The following is an 18,789-nucleotide window of genomic DNA, read 5'->3' on the forward strand; positions in this document are numbered from 1 at the left end:
TTTGCCCTCTCGGAGCGTACCGATGGAATTACTCTGTCCGGCAGGCAGTCTGCCGGCACTGAAAACAGCCGTGGATAACGGGGCCGATGCCGTCTATATCGGCTTCAAGGATGACACCAACGCCCGCCATTTCGCCGGGCTCAACTTCACCGACAGCAAGCTGGAGAAAGCGGTCGACTACGTGCATCAACATGGCCGCAAGCTGCACATCGCCATCAACACCTTCGCCCACCCGGGCTCCGATGCCCGCTGGCAGCAGGCGGTGGACAAGGGCGCCGCACTGGGAGCCGATGCCCTGATCATCGCCGATCTCGCCGTGCTCGATTATGCCAGCCGCCGCTACCCGGATCTGGAGCTGCACGTCTCGGTGCAGGCCAGCGCCACCAACACCGCCGCCATCCGTTTCTACCAGCAGCACTTCAACGTCGGTCGGGTGGTGTTGCCCCGCGTGCTCTCCATGCACCAGGTGAAACAGCTGGCCCGCGAGACCGACGTCGGCCTCGAAGTCTTCGCCTTCGGCAGCCTCTGCATCATGGCGGAGGGGCGCTGCTACCTCTCCTCCTACATGACCGGCGAGAGCCCCAACACCGTCGGTGCCTGTTCACCGGCCAAGTTCGTGCGCTGGGAAGAGACCCCAAGCGGCCTCGAGTCTCGCCTCAACGAAGTGCTGATCGACCGTTACGGCCCGGGGGAGAACGCCGGTTACCCGACCCTGTGCAAGGGGCGCTTCGAGGTGGACGGTCAGACCTACCACGCGCTGGAGGAGCCCACCAGCCTCAACACCCTGGGCCTGTTGCCCGAGCTGTTCCAGACCGGCATCCAGTCGGTCAAGATCGAGGGGCGCCAGCGCAGCCCCGCCTACGTGGAGCAGGTGACCCGGGTCTGGCGCGCCGCCATCGACGCCTATCAGGCCAACCCCGAGGCCTATCGGGTCAAGGCCGAGTGGGATGCCCAGCTCGCCCGCGTCTCCGAGGGAAGCCAGACCACCCTCGGCGCCTATCATCGCCAGTGGCAATAAGGAGCCCTGTTCATGAAATTCTCTCTCGGCCCCCTGCTCTTCTACTGGCCCAAGGCCGACACCCAGGCCTTCTATCAGGCGGTCGCCCAAAGCCAGGCCGACATCGTCTATCTGGGGGAAACCGTCTGCAGCAAGCGCCGCGAACTGAAAGTGGATGACTGGATTGCCCTCGCCCGTCAGGTGGCCGGCTCGGGCAAGCAGGCGGTGCTCTCCACCCTGGCACTCATCTCCGCCCCCTCCGAGCTCAAGGAGGTGAAGCGGCTGGTCGACAACGGCGAACTGATGATCGAGGCCAACGATCTGGGCGCGGTCCAGCTCGCCAGCGAGGCCGGGTTGCCGTTCGTCTGCGGCCCCGCCATCAACGCCTACAACGCCGACGTGCTGCGCATGCTGCTCAAACAGGGGATGCAGCGCTGGGTGATGCCGGTGGAGCTGTCGCGCGACTGGCTGGTGCAGCTCAATCAGGATCTCGGCAACGCCCGCCAGCAGTTCGAGGTGGAGGTGTTCGCCTACGGCCACCTGCCGCTCGCCTATTCGGCGCGCTGCTTCACCGCCCGTTCACTCGATCGGCCCAAGGACAACTGTGAACTGGCCTGCATCGACTACCCCACCGGCCGGCTCGCCAGCAGCCGCGAGGGGCAGAAGGTGTTCAACCTCAACGGCATCCAGACCCAGTCTGGTTACTGCTACAACCTGGGCAACGATCTGGCCGGCATGGAAGGACTGGTGGATGTGGTACGGCTCTCCCCTGAGGGATTGGATACCCTGACGATGCTGGATCGCTTCAAGGCCAACGAACGGGGTCAGGCCCCCCTGCCCCTGCAACAGGAGCGGGACTGCAACGGCTACTGGCGCCAGATCCCCGGCATGATGCTGGCGCAGTAATTGCGCCCTTACCGGCGGGCAGGCACGGTGGTCACTCTATGCAATGGCGCCGTAAAACCTGACACCCAAACAGCAAAAAGGCCTCGCTATGAGGCCTTTTCCATATCGTTCAAAGCGGCGACAGCCAGCAAGATTCAGGATGCCTGCTTGCTGCTCTTGCCCTGGGCACTCTGGGCGCCGGGCGGCAGGGGTTTGCGCGCCATCAGCTCCAGCTCGAGCAGGGCATATCTGTGCTCGATGAAGTCATACACGTTGTTGGCCAGCGCCAGCTTGAAGTAGCTGATGGCCTCCTTGCGATTGCCCCTGGCCAGCTCGAACTTGCCAAGGTAGAAGTAGGTCTCGCACAGGCGCTCGGCGAGCTCCCGGTTGTCCTTCACCCCTTTCACCACATTGCCCATCAACTGGGTAGCGTTGAGCTCGCCGGTATAGAGGCGCACCAGATCCCAGTTCCAGGCGTCGTCGTCATACTTGTTGAGCCGCTCGCGCATCCGGCTCATGGCGGCCGGCGCATTGAGCTTCTGCTCGGCCAGATAGAGCCAGATCACCCGGTAGGGATCTTCCGGCTGCGCCTCGTAGAAGCGCTTCATATCGGCTGCGGCAAGCTCGGGGCGATTGCCGTAATAGAGCGCAATACCACGGTTCAGATAGGCATAGTCATAATCGGGAGCCAGCTCGAGGGCGGAATCAAATGCCTCGTAGGCTTCGTCATAATTCTGCTGCTGCACCAGATAGACGCCGATGAAGTTGTAGGCTTCGGCGAAATCCGGCTTCTCCCGCAGGGCACGGTTGAAATCCAGCCGCGCCAGAGAGCGCAAGCCTACCCGGTCAAACACGACAGCACGCTCATAAAACAGTTCGGCCCGTTGCTCGGTGGTCAATTCCATCTCACTGAGCATCTGCCCGAGTCGCGCCAACGCCAACTCGCTCTGGTAAGAGACCTGCAGGGGGGTCGCCAATACCAGTGAAGCGGGTTGCGGCTTGGGAACTTGAGGCGTTTGAACCTGACTGCTACTGCTGCAACCCCACATGGGGAGCAGCAACAGGATACCAAGGAGGTATCCAATCCCTTTCCTGACGTTCAATGAACACTCCGACGCTTACGCTTGACCCGGCATATGGTAAAGGTCAGCCGACACTTTGTCATGTGGCTGAGCCTCTCTCCCTCAAATAAATCAGGATTCGACAGGGTATCCGGCATCACACCAGCCCCGAAAGCCACCATCCACGCTGACCACCCGGCCGTAGCCCATCTTCTGCAGGTTCTCCGCCACCAGAATAGAGCGAAAACCGCCACCACAATAGAGGTAGAGCTCGGTGTCGGGATCCGGATAACGAGTCTCGATATCCCGTTCGATCACCCCGCGCCCGAGGTAGGTCGCGCCCGGCAGATGGCCCCTGGCCCACTCGCTCTCTTCCCGCACGTCGACCAGGTGAAAGGTGCGCCCCTCCTCCTGCCAGCGCTTGATCTGGTGCACGTCGGTCTCCTTCACATGGGGGCGAATGGCCTCTACCAGCGCCAGAAAACGGGGATTGTGTTGCATGGCTTGCTCCTTGCCTCTTGGCCAATGGCCGTGGGTGAAACCGTCATAATGGCTCACCCGGATGATAAGAGAAAGGGCGCCTCGTGGCGCCCTTGTCATTTACGGCAGGATCTCTTGCTGATCCGCGCCCTCTTTCTCCACCTGGGTCGGCAGCATGTGCTCCCGCTTGACCCCGAAGAACATGGCGAACGAGCTCGCCACATAGATGGAGGAGTAGGTACCAAACGCCACACCGATCACCATGGCCACCGAGAAACCGTGGATCAGCGGACCGCCCTTGAGCAGCAGCGCCAGCACCACCACGAAGGTCAGGCCGGAGGTGATGATGGTCCGGCTCAGGGTCTCGGTCATGGAGAGATCCAGGATGTACTCGGTATCCCCCTTGCGCACCTTGCGAAAGTTCTCCCGCAGGCGGTCGAACACTACGATGGTGTCGTTCAGGGAGTAACCCACGAGGGTCATCAAGGCCGCCAGCACGGTCAGGTCGAATTCGTACTGGAAGTAGGCGAAGACGCCCAGGGTGATCACCACGTCGTGCACCAGGGAGAGGATGCCGCCCATGGCCAGACGCCACTCGAAGCGTACCGCCACGTAGATCATGATGCAGATGATGGAGGCCAGCATGGCCAGCGCACCGTCCGTCGCCAGCTCGTCACCCACGGAGGGGCCGACGAACTCCACGCGCTTGAGCACGGCGCCCTGATCGATCACCTTGGCGGCCGCCAGCACCTCGTTGCCCTGCTGCTCCACCTTGACCCCCTCTTTCGGGGTCAGGCGCACCAGCACGTCACGGCTGGAGCCGAAGTGTTGCAGGGTCGCCCCTTCAATCTTCTGCTCGTCCAGCACCTCGTGCATCTTCTCCAGGCTCACCGACTGCTGGAAGCCCACCTCGATGGTGGTGCCGCCGGTGAAGTCCAGACCCCAGTTCAGACCCCGATCGAACAGGAAGAACAGGGAGATCACCATCAGCAGGGTAGAGAAGACCACACCCGGCTTGGCAAAGCGCATGAAGGGGATGGGCTTTTCAAAATGTAGAATCTGAAACATGTCTCTTCCTTAGATCGGCAGCTTGTCGAGGCGCCGACCACCCCAGGCCAGGTTGATGATGGCGCGGGATACCGTGATGGCGGTAAACATGGACGCACTCAGACCAATCCCCAGCGTCAGGGCGAAGCCCTTGATGGCGCCGGTACCGATACCGAACAGGATCACACAGGTGATGAGCGAGGTGATGTTGGAGTCGGCGATGGTCGAGAATGCCCGATCAAAGCCCAGGTGGATCGCCTGCTGCACGCCGCGGCCGTTGCGGATCTCTTCACGAATGCGCTCGTAGATCAGCACGTTGGCGTCCACCGCCATGCCCAGCGTCAGCACGATACCGGCGATGCCCGGCAGGGTCATGGTGGCCCCCGGGATCATCGACATGATGCCGACGATCAGCACCAGGTTCATGGAGAGGGCAATGTTGGCCACCCAACCGAAGGCACGGTAGTAGATCCCCATGAACAGCACGATCACCAGCATGGCCCAGCCGATGGCTTCCATACCGCTGTCGATGTTCTGCTGACCCAGGCTCGGGCCAATGGTGCGCTCTTCCACGATCTGGATCGGGGCGATCAGCGCACCAGCACGCAGCAGCAGCGCCAGGTTGTGGGCTTCGTTGGCGTTGTCGATGCCGGTGATGCGGAACTGGCTGCCAAGGCGCGACTGGATGGTGGCGACGTTGATCACCTCCTCCTGCTTGCGGAACTTGCGCTTGCCGTCCGGACCCGGCTGACCGACCGGCTTGTATTCGATGAATACGGTGGCCATGCCCTTACCGACGTTGTCCTTGGTAAAGTTGGCCATCTTGTTGCCACCCTGGCCATCGAGCTTGATGTTGACCTGGGGACGGCTGTATTCGTCGAAACCGGACTGGGCACCCACGATGTGGTCACCGGTCAGGATGATGCGCTTTTGCAGCACCACCGGACGACCGTTGCGATCGTTGTAGACCTTGGAGCTCGGCGGTACGCGACCGTCGGCCGCAGCCTGGATGTCGGCGGTCTCATCGACCATGTGGAATTCCAGGGTCGCGGTCGCGCCCAGGATCTCCTTGGCACGGGCGGTGTCCTGGATACCAGGCAGTTCCACCACGATGCGCTCGGCACCCTGCTGTTGTACCAGCGGCTCGGCGACACCCAGTTCGTTCACCCGGTTGCGGATGATGGTGATGTTCTGCTCGAGGGCGTACTTCTTCACCTCCTTGACCTTGGCTTCACTTAAGGAGGCCAGCAGGACGAACTCGTCCCCCTTCTGCTCGGTGGTAAAGGTGAGATCCGGGTTCTGACGACGCAGGAAGGAGACCGCCTTGCTCTGGTCGGCTTCGTCGCGGAAGACCACCTGTACCTGATCACCGACCCGGCGCACGCCGGAGTAACGGATCTTCTGGGTACGCAGCTCGGAGCGGAAATCCTGCACCATCTGCTCCTGCTGCTTGGCCAGCGCTTCGGCCATGTCCACTTCCATCAGGAAGTGCACGCCGCCACGCAGGTCCAGACCCAGCTTGAGCGGGTTGGCACCAATGGCTTCGAGCCAGGCAGGGGTGGAAGGCGCCAGGTTGAGCGCGGTGATGAAGTTGTCACCCAGCTTGTTGGCGACCAGATCGCGCGCCTTGAGCTGCTCTTCGGTGTTCTTGAAACGAATCAGAATGAAGCCGTGTTCGAACGCCGCATGCTTGACCGGGATCTTCGCCTCGTCGAGGGTCGCTTTCACCAGGTCAAGGGTATCAAGCTTGACTTCGGCACCCCGGCTGGCAGAGATCTGCAAGGCCGGGTCTTCGCCGTAAAGATTGGGGGCTGCATATAGAAAACCGATGGCGATCACCACGATCACCATCAGGTATTTCCACAGCGGATAGCGATTTAACACGCTGTGCTCCTCGGGAGATTAGAGGGACTGGATAGAACCCTTGGGCAGAACGGCAGAGACGAAATCACGCTTGATGGTGACCTGGGTCTGATCGTTCAGGGACAGCACAATGTATTCGCTGTCGGCGGAAACCTTGGCGATCTTGCCGACCAGGCCGCCGGAAGTGAGCACTTCGTCACCCTTGGAGAGGGAACTCATCAGATTGCGGTGATCCTTGGCACGCTTGGCCTGGGGACGATAGATCATGAAGTAGAAGATGAGACCGAACACGGCCAGCATGATGATCATTTCCATGCCACCACCCTGTGCCGCCGGAGCCGCGCCTTCTGCATATGCCTTGGAGATAATGCTCATTTAACAACCTCTTATTGATGTAAATTTGATAACTAGCTTATAAATCGTTGTTATTTCACGTCATTTTCAGCTAACGGAGGCACGGGCTTCCCTTGCCGACGGTAAAACTCAGTTACAAAGTCGTCTAATTTACCCTGCTCGATCGCGTCCCGCAAACCCTGCATCACACGCTGGTAATAACGCAGGTTGTGAATGGTGTTCAGACGGGCACCGAGGATCTCGTTGCACTTGTCCAGATGGTACAGATAACTGCGGGTGTAGTTCTTGCAGGTGTAGCAGTCGCAGTCCGCATCCAGGGTGCTGGTGTCCTCGCGATACTTGGCGTTGCGGATCTTGACCACCCCGTCGGTGGTGAACAGGTGACCGTTGCGGGCGTTGCGGGTCGGCATCACGCAGTCGAACATGTCGATGCCGCGGCGCACCCCTTCCACCAGATCTTCCGGCTTGCCCACCCCCATCAGGTAGCGTGGCTTGTCGGCCGGAATTTTTGGGCAGACGTGCTCGAGGATGCGATGCATGTCCTCTTTGGGCTCACCCACCGCCAGACCGCCGACCGCGTAGCCGTCGAAACCGATCTCCAAGAGACCGTCCAGCGACACATCCCGCAGATCTTCGTACACGGAGCCCTGGATGATGCCGAACAGGGCGTTCTTGTTGCCCAGCGCATCGAACTTGTCGCGGGAGCGCTTGCCCCAGCGCAGGGACATCTCCATCGACTTGCGCGCCTCTTCGTAAGTGGCCGGGTACGGCGTGCACTCGTCGAAGATCATCACGATGTCGGAGCCCAGATCGTACTGGATCTCCATGGACTTCTCGGGGTCGAGGAAGATCTTCTCGCCGTTGATGGGGTGACGGAAGTGCACCCCCGCCTCGGTGATCTTGCGGATGTGCCCCAGGCTGAACACCTGGAAACCGCCGGAGTCGGTCAGGATCGGGCCCTGCCAGTTCATGAAGTCATGCAGATCGCCGTGGGCGCGCATCACTTCCTGCCCCGGGCGCAGCCAGAGGTGGAAGGTGTTGCCAAGCAGGATCTGGGCGCCAGTTTCACGTACCTCTTCCGGGGTCATCCCCTTGACGGTGCCGTAGGTGCCAACCGGCATGAAGGCCGGGGTCTGCACGGTGCCGCGCTCGAATACCAGCTGACCGCGACGGGCACGGCCGTCGGTGGTTTTCAGTTCAAATTTCATTGCTACCTCGGTTTCAGTCAGAGAAACAGTCTGACAAATAGTAGGGCCGCACCGGCCCGGTACAAGAAGCCGGCCGGGATCCTGACGATCAGGTCCTGAACGGCTTCTGAAGGGCAGCCGCTTACGCCGCTGCCCGGCGACGGGTGACAAACATGGCGTCCCCGTAGCTGAAGAAACGATACTGCTCGGCCACGGCGGCCTGGTAGGCGGCCATCACGTTGTCATAGCCGGCAAAGGCGCTGACCAGCATGATCAGGGTCGACTCGGGCAGATGGAAGTTGGTGACCATGGCATCGACCACCTGGAACTGGTAACCCGGGAAGATGAAGATGTCGGTGTCGCTGAAAAACGGCGCCAGCGGCTTGCCCTGGGCCAGGGTCACCTTGGCCGCGCTCTCGAGCGAACGTACCGAGGTGGTCCCCACCGCAATCACCCGGCCGCCGCGGGCACGGGTCGCCGCGATGGCGTCCACCACCTCCTGCGGCACTTCGGCGTATTCCGAGTGCATGTGGTGATCTTCAATCTTGTCCACCCGTACCGGCTGGAAGGTGCCCGCCCCCACGTGCAGGGTGACGAAGGCCGTTTCCACGCCCTTGGCACGAATTTTCTCCAGCAGCGGCTCGTCGAAGTGCAGGCCGGCGGTCGGCGCCGCCACGGCGCCCGGCTTCTGGTTGTAGACGGTCTGGTAGCGCTCCTTGTCGGCATCCTCGTCGGGACGATCGATATAGGGGGGCAGCGGCATGTGGCCGATGGCTTCCAGGATCTCCAGCACCGGGCGCGGATCGAGGAAGTGGATCTCGAACAGGGCGTCGTGACGGGCGCGCATCTCGGCCTCGACGGGCACGCCGTCGGCACCGGCATCCAGGATCAGGCGGGTGCCTGGCTTGGGCGACTTGGATGAGCGCACGTGCGCCAGCACGCTGTGCTCGTCCAGGATGCGCTCCACCAGCACCTCCAGCTTGCCGCCGCTGGCCTTCTGGCCAAACATGCGCGCGGGGATGACCCGGGTGTTGTTGAACACCAGCAGATCACCGGGGTTGAGCTGGTCCAGCACATCGACAAATTGACCGTGGCGCAGGGCGCCGGTTTGACCGTCGAGCTGCAGCAGACGACTGGCGGTACGCTCCGCCATCGGATAGCGGGCAATCAGCTCGTCTGGCAGATCAAAATGAAAATCGGATACTTGCATCTTTCACCTCGGGGGAATCGGCGGCTAGTCTAGTTATCCCCCTCTTGCAAGGCAACCCAAAAGACCAAAAACCCAAGAGAGACAAGGGATAGCGAGCAATTATGTGAAGCAGGGCCAGTTAAGAAACCTTTAAGGTTTTGTATTGACCCTGATCATGTTTTGCCGAAGGGGGCTGGGCTAGGGTGAAAGCAGATACACAAGGAGGCCCACCATGATGACCCTATCCGAGATCATGACTGAACACCCCTTCACCCTGGGTCCGGAAAACAGCGTCAAACAGGCGATGGACCTGATGCAGCAGGAGCGGATCCGCCATATTCCCATCGTTGACGACCACCATCATCTGCTGGGCCTGGTCACCCTCTCCGATATCCTGGCCACCCGCGAATCCAAGCTGCTGCTGATCAATCCGGAGCGGGAGGCGGAGTTCACCGACAGCGTCCAGCTCGACGAGATCATGACCCGCCAGGTGGCGAGCGTGGATCCCCATGCCGGCATCAAGGAGGCAGCCCTCTATCTGCAGCGCCACAAATATGGCTGCCTGCCGGTACTCAAAGGGCACAAGCTGGTAGGCATAGTCACAGAGTCGGACTTCATTGCCGTGGCCATCAATCTGCTGGAGCTGATGGAAGAGCAGGAGCCATCTGATGACTTTTGATCTGCGAAACCTGTAATTAAATTACAATAAAAGCGTTTTCAGCCTGAATTATCGGCATAAATGGTGAAACACTTTCATTTTGACTGAAAAATTACACCACCAGCTTGCTTTGTGATCTGCATCACACTATCATGACCGCCATGCAATAGTTGCCGAGGGGGAGACGAGGGATTGTGCACCCATCCTCTTCCTCTCATTTGTCTGCAAGTTTGCACACCCCGTAGTTAGTCTTTGCTGTAAAGCTTTTGTTTATATAGCCATTCCTTGTTTGATGACCCGGCCTTGTCCTTGCGACGACGCCGGGATTTTTTTATCCGCGTTGTACCCCTCCCCTTCACCTGGCACGCTCGCGCCGCCCGTTCGCTCACCCCCGACGCCCCTCTGCGCCACGACTTGACGGCCCTCTCCCCTCTCCCCTTGAAAAGCCGAGGTCGCGCACAGATGTTGAATCTCGACAAGGAGTTATCTCTGCATGCTGGCGATATTCATGTTAGGTACAGCAGAGGTGTTTTATCTAATAAGTCGATTTAAGTGATTCAAAATTGCGGCTTTGACCGATTAGGAAAAGCCCCTATGATGAACCCATCGAAAGTTAAACGCCTCGTCTGGCACGACTCTTCACTACCGGACGGGCACATGTACATCACCAAGGAGCAAATACATGTCTACCTACATCAACACTGAAATCAAGCCGTTCAACGCCACCGCCTACCACAATGGCAAATTCGTTCAGGTGTCTGACGCTGACCTGAAAGGCAAGTGGTCCGTGGTGTTCTTCTACCCGGCTGATTTCACCTTCGTCTGCCCGACCGAGCTGGGCGACCTGGCTGACAACTACGCCGAATTCCAGAAGCTGGGCGTCGAGATCTACGCCGTCTCCACCGACACCCACTTCACCCACAAGGCCTGGCACGACACTTCTGACACCATCCAGAAGATCCAGTACCCGATGATCGGCGACCCCACCGGCACCATCACCCGCAACTTCGGCGTGATGATCGAAGAAGCTGGTCTGGCTGACCGCGGTACCTTCGTCATCGACCCGCAGGGCATCATCCAGATCGTTGAAATCAACGCTGGCGGCATCGGCCGTGACGCTCTGGAGCTGCTGCGCAAGGTCAAGGCTGCCCAGTACGTTGCCGCTCACCCGGGTGAAGTGTGCCCGGCCAAGTGGAAAGAAGGCGACGCGACCCTGGCCCCGTCCCTGGATCTGGTAGGCAAAATCTAAGCCTTCCCGCTCTGAAGACCGGCCCGTTCAAGGGCCGGTTTTGTTTACGGACCTCAGAACAGGCGCCGGTCTGCTTTCTGGCCTGACAAAACGCCGACCCGCATTCAACAAGAAGGAATTCGACCATGTTAGATACCAACCTCAAACAACAACTCAACGGTTACTTGCAGTACATCGTCAATCCCATCGAGATCAGCGTGTCCGGCAACGACAGCGACAAATCCGCCGAACTGCTGGCATTGGCCAGCGAGATCGCCGAGATGTCCCCCAAGATTACCCAGACCTCTGGCACCAACGCACGCAAGCCTTCCATGAGCGTCGCGCCGAAGGGCCAAGCCCCGCGCGTTCATTTTGCCGGCATCCCCATGGGTCATGAATTTACCTCGCTGGTGCTTGCCCTGCTGCAAAGCGGCGGTCACCCCTCAAAGGCCGATGCGGCCGTGCAGGAGCAGATCCGCAACCTCAAGGGCGAGTTCCACTTCGAGACCTATATTTCGCTCTCTTGCCACAACTGCCCGGACGTGGTGCAGGCGCTCAACCTGATGGCGACCCTGAACCCCGGCATCACCCACACCATGATCGACGGCGCCCTGTTCCAGGACGAGGTCAACGAGCGTCAGATCATGGCGGTACCGAACGTCTACCTGAACGGTCAGCCGTTCAGCCAGGGCCGCATTTCGCTCGAAGAGATCGTCGCCAAGCTCGACACTGGCGCCGCCGAACGCAAGGCGCAAGAACTCAACGAAAAAGCCCCCTACGATGTACTGGTCGTGGGTGGTGGCCCGGCCGGTGCCGCCGCCGCCATCTATGCCGCCCGCAAAGGCATTCGCACCGCCATCGTCGCCGAGCGTTTCGGTGGCCAGGTGATGGACACCGTCGGCATCGAGAACTTCATCTCCGTGCCCTACACCGAAGGCCCCAAGCTGGCCGCGAGCCTGGAGCAGCACGTCAAGCAGTACGGCGTGGAAGTGATCACCGAGCAGCGCGCCGCCGCCATCAGCCGTGATGGCTACGTCAACGTGGATCTCGCCTCTGGCGCCACCTTGAAGAGCCGCGCCGTGATCCTGGCGACCGGTGCCCGCTGGCGCGATCTGAACGTGCCGGGCGAGCTGGAGTACCGCACCAAGGGCGTGGCTTACTGCCCGCACTGTGACGGCCCCTTCTTCAAGGGCAAGCGGGTTGCGGTGATCGGTGGCGGCAACTCCGGCATCGAGGCGGCCATCGATCTGGCTGGCATCGTCGAACACGTCACAGTGGTGGAGTTCGCCGATACCCTGCGTGCCGACGAAGTGCTGCAGAAGAAGGCCCGCTCCATGGGTAACATCGACATCATCATGAGCGCCCGCACCACCGAAGTGATCGGTGACGGCAGCAAGGTGGTGGGCATGGATTACGAAGATCGCACCACCGGCGAGATCAAGCACCTGGCGGTAGCGGGAATCTTCGTCCAGATCGGTCTGGTGCCGAACACCGAGTTCCTGAAAGGGAGCGAAGTGGCTCTGACCCGCTTCGGCGAAATAGAGATCGACACCAAGGGCGCCACCTCCCTGCCCGGCGTCTATGCCGCAGGGGATGCCACCACAGTGCCGTTCAAGCAGATCATCATCTCCATGGGCGCCGGGGCTACCGCCGCGCTGGGGGCGTTTGATTACCTCATTCGCAACCCGGCGCCAGAAGCCGCTGCGACCAAGGCCGACGTCGTGACCGCCTGATAGCGACCTGATGGACAAAAAGCCGACTCACAGAGTCGGCTTTTTTTATTGGTGCGAAAAGGCTCAGCCGGCTTTCGACGATTGGCCCTCATCCGGCTCGGGCGTGGCGTAGCTGGCGGGCACCGCCTCGCCGTCCAGATCCGTTCTCGGCTCCAGCTCCGCCGTCATGGGGGTATTGGGCGGCACCGGGATGAAGACCTGGTGATCGGCCAGCGGAATGGGGGCCCGTTGCCGCTTGCGCCAGCCGAGATAGCCTGCCAGCAGCAGACCGCAGAGGGCAAAATAGACGAACAGCCCCTCTGGCCCGAACTGCGCCATGACAAACGGCGCCAACAGCGGCCCGGTCATGGCCCCCAGGCTGTAGGCGAGCAGCAGCCCCTGATTGGCCCCCAGCACCTGATCCGGGCGCAGCTCGTCGCAGGCGTGGCTGAGGCTCAGAGGATAGATGGAGAACGCCATCCCTCCCAACAGGAACACCAGGCCCCCCTCGGCGGGGCCGAGCCAGGCATCCGGCAGCAGCACCATCAACAGGGCCAGCAGCGCCAAAACGGCGCCAAGCAGCAGGATCACCCCCCGCCTGTCGTAGCGATCGGAGAGGCGACCTATGGGGTACTGCAGGCACATGCCCCCCAGGATCACCAGCGCCATCATCTCCGCCACCTGGGAGAGGGACGAGCCGCTGTCGGTGAAATAGAGCGGCAACAGGCCATAGATGGCCCCCAGCACCAGACCGGAGGTAAAGCTGCTGCCCATCCCCGCCGGAGTGAGCCGCACCAGCTCCAAGACGCCGACCGGCTGGGGTGCCACCATGGCCGGGGTCGCCACCCGGGAGATAGCCAGCGGGATCACCGACAGGGTCGCCGCCATGGCGCACAGGGCGAACGGGGTCAGCACCATGGGATCCACCCACTTGAGCAGCAGCTGTCCCAGCGCCAGGGAGCCGTAGAGCAGGATCATGTAGAGAGACATCAGCCGGCCCCGGTTCGCCGGGGTGCTGGAGACCAGCATCCAGGACTCCAGCACCACGAACAGGCCGCCGGTGGCAAAGCCCCCCACCAGCCGCAGCGCCGCCCAGCTGAGCGGCTCCACCACCATGCCGTGCAGCAGAAACAGAAAGCAGAGCAGGGAGGCGTAGGCCGCATAGGCCCGGATATGGCCCACCCGGATGATGAGGTGGGCGTTGACGAAGGCCCCCAGCACCAGACCGCCGAAGTAGGCGGCCGAGACCAGGCCAATGGCCTGGGCCGATACCTGCTCGGCAGAGAGGCGCACCGTCAGCAGGGTGTTGAACATGCCGTGACCCAGAATGAAGATCACCAGACTGGTCAGGGGTGAGAAGAACCTTGCGAGTGTCATGGGGTCTCCCTGGTTGGCGCAATTGTGAGCAAAACAGCCATGGTACCGTTTGCTTCCCGCTCTCTTCAACCCCGCGGGATCAAGTCAACTCATGACACGCAGGGCCCGCGCCGGACAACTAGAATGGGAATACAGTCCACTCACCCCAGCCCCAGCAAACAGGAACGCCTTCATGTCCGCGAGCCTATCCAAGTACCCGATCGCCCCCGAGTTCGAGATCCCGGACTCCCTGCGTCTCTCCTGGCAGAAGACCGTCAACCTGATGGCTGAGCTGTTTCACGTGCCGGCCGGGCTCATCATGCGGGTACACCCTCGCGAGATAGAAGTGTTCATCACCAGCCAGACGCCGGACAACTGCTATCCGGCCGGGGCCCGCGAACACCTCGACTCCGGCCTCTATTGCGAACGGGTCATGGATACCCGCCAGGAGCTCCTGGTGCCCAATGCCCTCAAGGATCCCGAATGGCAGCACAATCCGGACATCAAAGTCGGCATGATCTCCTATTGCGGTCTGCCGCTCTGCTGGCCCGATGGCAGACTCTTCGGCACCATCTGCGTGCTGAGCCGGGAGGAGAACGACTACGGCGGCCTCTACCGGCAACTGCTCCTGCAGTTTCGTGATTCGGTGCAGCAGGGCATGCACACCCTCTACGACAATATTCGTCTGCAGGAGACGCAAGAAGAGCTGGAACAGCACAAGTCGCAGTTGACCCACACCCTCGACAGTCTGAAAAAAACCCAGGAGGAGCTCATCCACACCGAAACCCTGGCGGCGCTGGGAGCCATGGTGGCCGGCATCTCCCATGAGCTGAACACCCCCATCGGCAACGCCCTGATCGCCACCACGGCCCTGCAGGAGCAAACCCGGCAGCTGGCCGCCCAGCTGGGGGCTCAGACTATCCGTCGCACCACGCTGGAGGAGTTTGTGCACGCCAGCCAGGAGATGAGCGAGCTGGCCCTGCAGGCCATCACCCAGTCGGCCAAGCTGATCAGCAGCTTCAAGCAGGTGGCCATCGAACAGACCTCGGAGAGCCGGCGCAGCTTCGATCTCAGGCGCCTCATCGACGACAACCTGACCAACCTCAAGGCCGGCCCCGGGTTTGAGCAGGTCGTGCTGCACAATCTCATCGACGAGGAGCTGCTCTGCGACAGCTACCCGGGCCCCCTCAGCCAGGTGCTGCTCAACCTGATCCACAACGCCCTCCTCCATGGCATCGGGGATCGCCAGGATGGACGCATCGAGATCCGGGCCCATCAGGACCAACAATCCATCCACCTGGAGGTGCTGGACAACGGTCGCGGCATGGCGCCCAACGTACTGGCCCACATCTTCGATCCCTTCTTTACCACCACCCTGGGCAAGGGGGGCTCCGGACTGGGGCTCTCCATCTGCCGCCGCATCGCCACCTCGGTGCTGGGTGGCGGCCTGACGGCTCGCTCGGCACCGGGCAAAGGCAGCTGCTTTACCCTCTCCTTTCCCCGCATCGCCCCTGGCCGCGTCTGAGAGGCAGAACTCAGCCCCCTCTCGCAGAGTGAATCGAGTTGCGATGCCGGCCAACACAAGGGCGGCGGTGGGGTCTATCCTTGCTGATGTCCACCAGCGAGGTAATCAAGATGAAACCAGCCCTGTTTCTGTTAACCCTGCTCTTTACCGGCAGCGTGCTCGCCTTTCACTGTCCCGCCGACATGAAGAAGATTGACGATGCCCTGGCCAAGTCCCCGCCTCTGAGCACCGAGCAACTGGCACAGGTGAAGAAACTGCGTGCCGAAGGCGAAGCGCTGCACAATGCGGGCAAGCATCAGGAATCCGTCGATACTCTGGCCAAGGCGATGGCCATGCTGGGCCTGAACAAGGGTTAGCCCGGCGGCAACCCACTGGCAGCGAGCCGATTGCACTGCCCCCTTGCGGCCCCTCGTCCCCGATGCGAGGGGCCGCTTTTATCTGACCCGGCTACACCCGACCGCTGTAGAGCAGGGTGTTGTAATTGAAGGCAATCACGCCGTTGACGGCGTGGCGCTCAAACTCCCAGGCAATCAGCGCCGTCAACTCGGTATGGGCCTGCGAACCGGCCACCGGGGCATAGGAGGAGGAGTTGAGCCGCCCCAGCACCCCGTCGAGATCGAACCGCTGACGGTTGGCGAAGCGCTCGAGCCGGTAATCTCCCTCGAAGAAGGCGGCAAAATCCGCCTCCCCCAGGTTGCGATGATTGACCTCCTCATAATCCCCCGAATAGGTGCGCAGTCCCGCCTCGTAGGCCTTGAGAAACGGGGTGTCAGTCAGCCTGTCGTTCCAGATAAGGGCCACTCTGCCACCTGGCTTTAGCAGCCGCCGACACTCCTGCTTGAAGGCGGGACGATCGAACCAGTGAAACGCCTGGGCCACCGTGACGAGATCCACACAGCCATCCGGCAGACCGGTGACCTCGGCCCGGCCATCAGACCAGCCGACATTGGCAACCCCGGCCAGCAACTGCTGCGCCGCCGCACGCATATCCGGATTGGGTTCGACGGCCAGAACCTGACGCACCCTGGGGGCCAGCAGCGCCGTCAGGATACCGGTGCCCGCTCCTATGTCGGCCACCTGGCTCGCGGGTCCCATGGCCAGTTCATCGGCCAGAAAGTCCAGCATGGCCGGCGGGTAGCCGGGGCGGTATTTCACATAAGCCTCAACGCGAGCTGAAAATCGTTCGGTATTGTCCATTCCTTTCTCCTGCCATGTCGCCACCTGATGGCGCTGCTGCGCTGCTTGCCAGCGCCCCCATACCGATGCACCTCGTGGTCATCCGGTCGCCGCGGGCGCAGACCCGCGCGGTCCCCTTCTGAGCAGGCGGCACATCATCTATCTGACCAGATTGACCTCTCATGGCGCCGGAATAAAGAGGCCTCTCACCCTTTTCCTGTCACGCCAGCCACGCACAGATCGCGCAGGTCTGCTCGGCGACATGAGATCGCCATCACACTCTGCACACGGCACAACTGACATTCAGGTTATTAGTCGGCGGTTAAGTAATAAGCTGGGGGCTTGCCGCGTCATTCTTCGCATGGGGCCCCCGGGCTCAACGGGCCGCCGTGTCATGAATGCTCAAGTCGTTCGGCCAACGAGGTTTTTTTCTGAGCCTACACGGAGCGAAAAGATGCAACTAGGGAAAATATCGGCGGCGGTGAGCATGATCCTCTCTGCCGGCGTCATGGCAAAAACGGATAAACCGAACATAGTGGTCATCTTCGGTGACGACATCGGCTGGCAGAACGTCAGCGCCTATGGCATGGGTACCATGGGTTACACCACCCCCAACATCGACCGGATCGCCAAGGAGGGGATCAAGTTCACCGATCACTACGCCCAGCCGAGTTCGACGGCGGGCCGCGCCGCCTTCCTGACCGGCCAGTATCCCATTCGCTCCGGCATGACGACGGTGGCCATGCCAGGTGGCGCCCTGGGCCTGAAGAAAGAGTCCCCGTCTCTGGCCGAAGTGCTCAAAGCCGTCGGCTACAAGACCGGCCAGTTCGGCAAGAACCACCTGGGGGATCACAACTTTGCCCTGCCGACCGTCCACGGCTTCGACGAATTCTTCGGCAACCTCTATCACCTCAATACCCAGGAAGAACACGAGCAACGGGATTACCAGAATTTTGCCAAGCAGTATTCAGGCTCGCTCGAGGCGTACAGCAAGAAGTTCGGTACCCGCGGCGTCCTGCACTGCTATGCCACCGAGACCGAAGACAAGACGGTTGACCCGCGTTTCGGCGAAGTCGGCAAACAGAAGTGCACCGATACCGGCCCGCTGGGTCAGGAGCGGATGAAGGAGTTCGACCGCGCCGAGATGATCCCGGCCGCCCTCAAGTTCATCGACGGCTCGATCAAGGAAGACAAGCCCTTCTTCACCTGGGTCAATACCAGCCGCATGCACCTCTATACCCGTCTCAACGACAAGTGGCGCTACGCAGCCGAGCAGTACACCAGCGAATACGACTACCATGGCAGCGGCATGATGCAGCACGACAGCGACATCGGCTATCTGCTCGACGAGCTGGAAAAACGGGGTCTGAAAGAGAACACCATCGTCATCTATACCACCGACAACGGTCCGGAACACTCCTCCTGGCCTTATGGCGCCACCACTCCGTTTCGCGGCGAGAAGATGACCACCTATGAAGGGGGCGTCCGGGTGCCCATGATGGCGCGCTGGCCGGCCCAGATCCCGGCGGGTGGAGTGCTCAACGGCATCCAGGGTCACCAGGATCTCTTTACCACCCTGGCAGCGGCAGCGGGTGTCCCCGACGTCAACAAAAAGATGATGGACGAGAAGAAGCAGTACATAGATGGCGTCAACAACCTCGCCTACTGGGAAGGCAAGAGCAAGGAGTCGGCTCGCGACTCCATCTTCTACTACTTCGAGGACAAGCTCTCGGCGGTGCGGGTAGGCCCCTGGAAGTTCCACTTCGCGGTGGCCGAGAACTACTATGACAACCTCACCCCGCTCACCAAACCCAAGCTCTACAACCTGAGGGCCGATCCGTTCGAGAGTTACGACTCCGTCGATGCCAACGGCCACCTGCTGCAGAAGATGTCCTGGTTGCTGGCACCGGTCAGCGAGATGGTGAACCAGCATGTCAACACCCTGGTCCAGTATCCGCCGGTTCAGGGGGGCACCACCTTCGACATGGCCAAGATGATCCAGGAAGCCATGCAGAAAACCCAGCAGTAAACCACGCGGCGGAGGGCCCCCCTCCGCCACCTTCTTCATGCG

General features: G+C 61.2%; 17 protein-coding genes. 8 read left to right on the forward strand and 9 right to left on the reverse strand.

The genetic code is table 11. From position 1 onward, the window contains the following. The first annotated feature begins 22 nt into the window (after positions 1-22). Both AB5Y81_RS05195 and AB5Y81_RS05200 read left to right on the forward strand, forming a co-directional pair. Positions 23-1,018 carry a peptidase U32 family protein gene (locus AB5Y81_RS05195; protein WP_054545101.1) on the forward strand — a complete coding sequence of 332 codons (996 nt, stop codon included), beginning with the start codon at positions 23-25 and terminating at the stop codon, positions 1,016-1,018. Positions 1,019-1,030: 12 nt separating this feature from the next. Next, positions 1,031-1,903, forward strand: a complete 873-nt coding sequence (locus AB5Y81_RS05200) for a U32 family peptidase (protein ID WP_054545102.1) — start codon at positions 1,031-1,033, stop codon at positions 1,901-1,903. 134 nt (positions 1,904-2,037) lie between these two features. On the opposite strand, the gene nlpI is transcribed toward AB5Y81_RS05200, so the two are convergent. The 7 genes from nlpI to queA all read right to left on the reverse strand — a co-directional run bounded on the left by nlpI (position 2,038) and on the right by queA (position 9,084). After that, on the reverse strand, positions 2,038-2,985 hold the full coding sequence (gene nlpI, locus AB5Y81_RS05205; RefSeq protein WP_005299750.1) for a lipoprotein NlpI: 948 nt from the start codon (positions 2,983-2,985) through the stop codon (positions 2,038-2,040). Between the two features lie 90 nt (positions 2,986-3,075). Continuing rightward, positions 3,076-3,444 carry a rhodanese-like domain-containing protein gene (locus AB5Y81_RS05210; protein WP_010634304.1) on the reverse strand — a complete coding sequence of 123 codons (369 nt, stop codon included), beginning with the start codon at positions 3,442-3,444 and terminating at the stop codon, positions 3,076-3,078. 99 nt (positions 3,445-3,543) lie between these two features. Next, a complete protein-coding gene (gene secF, locus AB5Y81_RS05215; protein WP_005299746.1) occupies positions 3,544-4,491 on the reverse strand; it encodes a protein translocase subunit SecF in 948 nt (315 codons plus the stop codon). Between the two features lie 9 nt (positions 4,492-4,500). Continuing rightward, positions 4,501-6,354, reverse strand: coding sequence for a protein translocase subunit SecD (gene secD / locus AB5Y81_RS05220; protein WP_005299734.1), 1,854 nt, complete (start codon positions 6,352-6,354; stop codon positions 4,501-4,503). Between the two features lie 18 nt (positions 6,355-6,372). Then, a complete protein-coding gene (gene yajC, locus AB5Y81_RS05225; RefSeq protein ID WP_005299732.1) occupies positions 6,373-6,708 on the reverse strand; it encodes a preprotein translocase subunit YajC in 336 nt (111 codons plus the stop codon). A 50-nt stretch (positions 6,709-6,758) separates the two neighbouring features. After that, entirely contained in the window at positions 6,759-7,895 is a 1,137-nt protein-coding gene (gene tgt / locus AB5Y81_RS05230) for a tRNA guanosine(34) transglycosylase Tgt (RefSeq protein ID WP_010634306.1), read from the reverse strand. 121 nt (positions 7,896-8,016) lie between these two features. After that, positions 8,017-9,084: a tRNA preQ1(34) S-adenosylmethionine ribosyltransferase-isomerase QueA gene (queA, locus tag AB5Y81_RS05235; RefSeq protein WP_010634307.1), complete on the reverse strand. Its 1,068-nt coding sequence runs from the start codon at positions 9,082-9,084 to the stop codon at positions 8,017-8,019. Positions 9,085-9,295: 211 nt separating this feature from the next. Between queA and AB5Y81_RS05240 the strand changes: the two genes are divergently transcribed. The 3 genes from AB5Y81_RS05240 to ahpF all read left to right on the forward strand — a co-directional run bounded on the left by AB5Y81_RS05240 (position 9,296) and on the right by ahpF (position 12,682). Next, a complete protein-coding gene (locus tag AB5Y81_RS05240) occupies positions 9,296-9,742 on the forward strand; it encodes a CBS domain-containing protein (RefSeq protein WP_017765922.1) in 447 nt (148 codons plus the stop codon). A 661-nt stretch (positions 9,743-10,403) separates the two neighbouring features. Further along, positions 10,404-10,970, forward strand: coding sequence for an alkyl hydroperoxide reductase subunit C (ahpC, locus tag AB5Y81_RS05245; RefSeq protein ID WP_005299724.1), 567 nt, complete (start codon positions 10,404-10,406; stop codon positions 10,968-10,970). 125 nt (positions 10,971-11,095) lie between these two features. Continuing rightward, positions 11,096-12,682, forward strand: a complete 1,587-nt coding sequence (gene ahpF / locus AB5Y81_RS05250) for an alkyl hydroperoxide reductase subunit F (protein ID WP_279484499.1) — start codon at positions 11,096-11,098, stop codon at positions 12,680-12,682. Between the two features lie 63 nt (positions 12,683-12,745). Here ahpF and AB5Y81_RS05255 read toward each other — a convergent pair whose 3' ends face one another. Continuing rightward, positions 12,746-14,038 (reverse strand): MFS transporter, encoded by a 1,293-nt coding sequence (locus AB5Y81_RS05255; RefSeq protein ID WP_279484500.1) that lies wholly within the window; start codon positions 14,036-14,038, stop codon positions 12,746-12,748. 172 nt (positions 14,039-14,210) lie between these two features. Between AB5Y81_RS05255 and AB5Y81_RS05260 the strand changes: the two genes are divergently transcribed. After that, positions 14,211-15,542 carry a GAF domain-containing sensor histidine kinase gene (locus AB5Y81_RS05260; RefSeq protein WP_054545107.1) on the forward strand — a complete coding sequence of 444 codons (1,332 nt, stop codon included), beginning with the start codon at positions 14,211-14,213 and terminating at the stop codon, positions 15,540-15,542. Between the two features lie 110 nt (positions 15,543-15,652). Further along, positions 15,653-15,898 (forward strand): hypothetical protein, encoded by a 246-nt coding sequence (locus AB5Y81_RS05265; protein WP_005299713.1) that lies wholly within the window; start codon positions 15,653-15,655, stop codon positions 15,896-15,898. A 91-nt stretch (positions 15,899-15,989) separates the two neighbouring features. Here AB5Y81_RS05265 and AB5Y81_RS05270 read toward each other — a convergent pair whose 3' ends face one another. Then, on the reverse strand, positions 15,990-16,739 hold the full coding sequence (locus AB5Y81_RS05270) for a class I SAM-dependent methyltransferase (RefSeq protein ID WP_279484501.1): 750 nt from the start codon (positions 16,737-16,739) through the stop codon (positions 15,990-15,992). Positions 16,740-17,172: 433 nt separating this feature from the next. On the opposite strand from AB5Y81_RS05270, the gene AB5Y81_RS05275 reads away from it, so the two are divergent. Beyond that, positions 17,173-18,747 carry an arylsulfatase gene (locus tag AB5Y81_RS05275; RefSeq protein ID WP_005299709.1) on the forward strand — a complete coding sequence of 525 codons (1,575 nt, stop codon included), beginning with the start codon at positions 17,173-17,175 and terminating at the stop codon, positions 18,745-18,747. Positions 18,748-18,789: the final 42 nt, after the last annotated feature.

The sequence above is a fragment of the Aeromonas sp. s2 genome, assembly GCF_040907935.1.
Taxonomy (GTDB): Bacteria; Pseudomonadota; Gammaproteobacteria; order Enterobacterales; family Aeromonadaceae; genus Aeromonas; species Aeromonas dhakensis.

Coding starts and splice junctions, on each gene's coding strand:
- AB5Y81_RS05240 (WP_017765922.1), top strand. CDS start 9,296: ATGATGACCCTATCCGAGATCATGACTGAACACCCCTTCACCCTGGGT.
- AB5Y81_RS05265 (WP_005299713.1), top strand. CDS start 15,653: ATGAAACCAGCCCTGTTTCTGTTAACCCTGCTCTTTACCGGCAGCGTG.
- ahpF (WP_279484499.1), top strand. CDS start 11,096: ATGTTAGATACCAACCTCAAACAACAACTCAACGGTTACTTGCAGTAC.
- AB5Y81_RS05255 (WP_279484500.1), bottom strand. CDS start 14,038: ATGACACTCGCAAGGTTCTTCTCACCCCTGACCAGTCTGGTGATCTTC.
- AB5Y81_RS05200 (WP_054545102.1), top strand. CDS start 1,031: ATGAAATTCTCTCTCGGCCCCCTGCTCTTCTACTGGCCCAAGGCCGAC.
- yajC (WP_005299732.1), bottom strand. CDS start 6,708: ATGAGCATTATCTCCAAGGCATATGCAGAAGGCGCGGCTCCGGCGGCA.
- AB5Y81_RS05270 (WP_279484501.1), bottom strand. CDS start 16,739: ATGGACAATACCGAACGATTTTCAGCTCGCGTTGAGGCTTATGTGAAA.
- AB5Y81_RS05210 (WP_010634304.1), bottom strand. CDS start 3,444: ATGCAACACAATCCCCGTTTTCTGGCGCTGGTAGAGGCCATTCGCCCC.
- AB5Y81_RS05195 (WP_054545101.1), top strand. CDS start 23: ATGGAATTACTCTGTCCGGCAGGCAGTCTGCCGGCACTGAAAACAGCC.
- queA (WP_010634307.1), bottom strand. CDS start 9,084: ATGCAAGTATCCGATTTTCATTTTGATCTGCCAGACGAGCTGATTGCC.
- tgt (WP_010634306.1), bottom strand. CDS start 7,895: ATGAAATTTGAACTGAAAACCACCGACGGCCGTGCCCGTCGCGGTCAG.
- AB5Y81_RS05260 (WP_054545107.1), top strand. CDS start 14,211: ATGTCCGCGAGCCTATCCAAGTACCCGATCGCCCCCGAGTTCGAGATC.
- ahpC (WP_005299724.1), top strand. CDS start 10,404: ATGTCTACCTACATCAACACTGAAATCAAGCCGTTCAACGCCACCGCC.
- AB5Y81_RS05275 (WP_005299709.1), top strand. CDS start 17,173: ATGCAACTAGGGAAAATATCGGCGGCGGTGAGCATGATCCTCTCTGCC.
- secF (WP_005299746.1), bottom strand. CDS start 4,491: ATGTTTCAGATTCTACATTTTGAAAAGCCCATCCCCTTCATGCGCTTT.